Source organism: Streptomyces sp. NPDC002564 (assembly GCF_042889645.1).
Classification (GTDB): domain Bacteria; phylum Actinomycetota; class Actinomycetes; order Streptomycetales; family Streptomycetaceae; genus Streptomyces.
Genome location: NZ_JBIARE010000027.1, coordinates 1,651 through 4,865, shown reverse-complemented (window position 1 = coordinate 4,865; position 3,215 = coordinate 1,651). Strand labels below are relative to the sequence as shown.

General features: G+C 56.5%; 1 rRNA gene. It reads right to left on the bottom strand.

From position 1 onward, the window contains the following. Nucleotides 1-33: 33 nt before the first annotated feature. Nucleotides 34-3,159: ribosomal RNA gene (locus ACFYXE_RS38320) — 23S ribosomal RNA — on the bottom strand. Nucleotides 3,160-3,215: the final 56 nt, after the last annotated feature.

Sequence of the window (3,215 nt, the reverse complement as noted above, 5' to 3'; positions counted from 1 at the left end):
GTTTCAGAACCAACACAGTGGACGCGAGCAACTGAGGACAAGCCCTCGGCCTATTAGTACCAGTCACCTCCACCCGTTACCGGGCTTCCAGATCTGGCCTATCAACCCAGTCGTCTACTGGGAGCCTTAACCCCTCAAAGGGGGTGGGAATACTCATCTCGAAGCAGGCTTCCCGCTTAGATGCTTTCAGCGGTTATCCTTTCCGAACGTAGCCAACCAGCCATGCCCTTGGCAGGACAACTGGCACACCAGAGGTTCGTCCGTCCCGGTCCTCTCGTACTAGGGACAGCCCTTCTCAATATTCCTACGCGCACAGAGGATAGGGACCGAACTGTCTCACGACGTTCTAAACCCAGCTCGCGTACCGCTTTAATGGGCGAACAGCCCAACCCTTGGGACCGACTCCAGCCCCAGGATGCGACGAGCCGACATCGAGGTGCCAAACCATCCCGTCGATATGGACTCTTGGGGAAGATCAGCCTGTTATCCCCGGGGTACCTTTTATCCGTTGAGCGACGGCGCTTCCACAAGCCACCGCCGGATCACTAGTCCCGACTTTCGTCCCTGCTCGACCCGTCGGTCTCACAGTCAAGCTCCCTTGTGCACTTACACTCAACACCTGATTACCAACCAGGCTGAGGGAACCTTTGGGCGCCTCCGTTACTCTTTGGGAGGCAACCGCCCCAGTTAAACTACCCATCAGACACTGTCCCTGATCCGGATCACGGACCGAGGTTAGACATCCAGCACGACCAGAGTGGTATTTCAACGACGACTCCCCAACCACTGGCGTGGCTGGTTCAAAGTCTCCCACCTATCCTACACAAGCCGAACCGAACACCAATATCAAACTGTAGTAAAGGTCCCGGGGTCTTTCCGTCCTTCTGCGCGAAACGAGCATCTTTACTCGTAGTGCAATTTCACCGGGCCTATGGTTGAGACAGTCGAGAAGTCGTTACGCCATTCGTGCAGGTCGGAACTTACCCGACAAGGAATTTCGCTACCTTAGGATGGTTATAGTTACCACCGCCGTTTACTGGCGCTTAAGTTCTCAGCTTCGCCAGGACGAATCCTGACTAACCGGTCCCCTTAACGTTCCAGCACCGGGCAGGCGTCAGTCCGTATACATCGCCTTACGGCTTCGCACGGACCTGTGTTTTTAGTAAACAGTCGCTTCTCGCTGGTCTCTGCGGCCACCCCCAGCTCTGGCAGTAAATGCCGTCACCGGTGATGGCCCCCCTTCTCCCGAAGTTACGGGGGCATTTTGCCGAGTTCCTTAACCATAGTTCACCCGAACGCCTCGGTATTCTCTACCTGACCACCTGAGTCGGTTTAGGGTACGGGCCGCCATGAAACTCGCTAGAGGCTTTTCTCGACAGCATAGGATCATCCACTTCACCACAATCGGCTCGGCATCAGGTCTCAGACTATGTGTAATCCGGATTTACCTGGATCACGTCCTACACCCTTACCCCGGGACAACCACCGCCCGGGCTGGACTACCTTCCTGCGTCACCCCATCACTCACCTACTACAAGTCTGGTTCGTCGGCTCCACCACTTCCCTCAACTCCGAAGAGATCGGGACGGCTTCACGGACTTAGCATCGCCTGATTCGATGTTTGACGCTTCACAGCGGGTACCGGAATATCAACCGGTTATCCATCGACTACGCCTGTCGGCCTCGCCTTAGGTCCCGACTTACCCTGGGCAGATCAGCTTGACCCAGGAACCCTTAGTCAATCGGCGCACACGTTTCTCACGTATGTATCGCTACTCATGCCTGCATTCTCACTCGTGAACCGTCCACCACTGCCTTCCGGCGCAGCTTCACCCGGCACACGACGCTCCCCTACCCATCCCAGCACCCGTTGGGGCTTATTGCTGGAATGACACGACTTCGGCGGTACGCTTGAGCCCCGCTACATTGTCGGCGCGGAATCACTAGACCAGTGAGCTATTACGCACTCTTTCAAGGGTGGCTGCTTCTAAGCCAACCTCCTGGTTGTCTCTGCGACTCCACATCCTTTCCCACTTAGCGTACGCTTAGGGGCCTTAGTCGATGCTCTGGGCTGTTTCCCTCTCGACCATGGAGCTTATCCCCCACAGTCTCACTGCCGCGCTCTCACTTACCGGCATTCGGAGTTTGGCTAAGGTCAGTAACCCGGTAGGGCCCATCGCCTATCCAGTGCTCTACCTCCGGCAAGAAACACACGACGCTGCACCTAAATGCATTTCGGGGAGAACCAGCTATCACGGAGTTTGATTGGCCTTTCACCCCTAACCACAGGTCATCCCCCAGGTTTTCAACCCTGGTGGGTTCGGTCCTCCACGAAGTCTTACCTCCGCTTCAACCTGCCCATGGCTAGATCACTCCGCTTCGGGTCTTGAGCGCGCTACTAAATCGCCCTATTCGGACTCGCTTTCGCTACGGCTTCCCCACACGGGTTAACCTCGCAACACACCGCAAACTCGCAGGCTCATTCTTCAAAAGGCACGCAGTCACGACGTACAGCACAAGTGCTGCACGCGACGCTCCCACGGCTTGTAGGCACACGGTTTCAGGTACTATTTCACTCCGCTCCCGCGGTACTTTTCACCATTCCCTCACGGTACTATCCGCTATCGGTCACCAGGGAATATTTAGGCTTAACGGGTGGTCCCGCCAGATTCACACGGGATTTCTCGGGCCCCGTGCTACTTGGGTGTCTCTCAAACGAGCCGCTGATGTTTCGACTACGGGGGTCTTACCCTCTACGCCGGACCTTTCGCATGTCCTTCGCCTACATCAACGGTTTCTGACTCGTCTCACAGCCGGCAGACTGTAAAAGAGAGATCCCACAACCCCGTATGCGCAACCCCTGCCGGGTCTCACACGCATACGGTTTGGCCTCATCCAGTTTCGCTCGCCACTACTCCCGGAATCACGGTTGTTTTCTCTTCCTGCGGGTACTGAGATGTTTCACTTCCCCGCGTTCCCTCCACACTGCCTATGTGTTCAGCAGCGGGTGACAGCCCATGACGACTGCCGGGTTTCCCCATTCGGAAACCCCCGGATCAAAGCCTGGTTGACGACTCCCCGGGGACTATCGTGGCCTCCCACGTCCTTCATCGGTTCCTGGTGCCAAGGCATCCACCGTGCGCCCTTAAAAACTTGGCCACAGATGCTCGCGTCCACTGTGCAGTTCTCAAACAACGACCAACCACCCATCACAC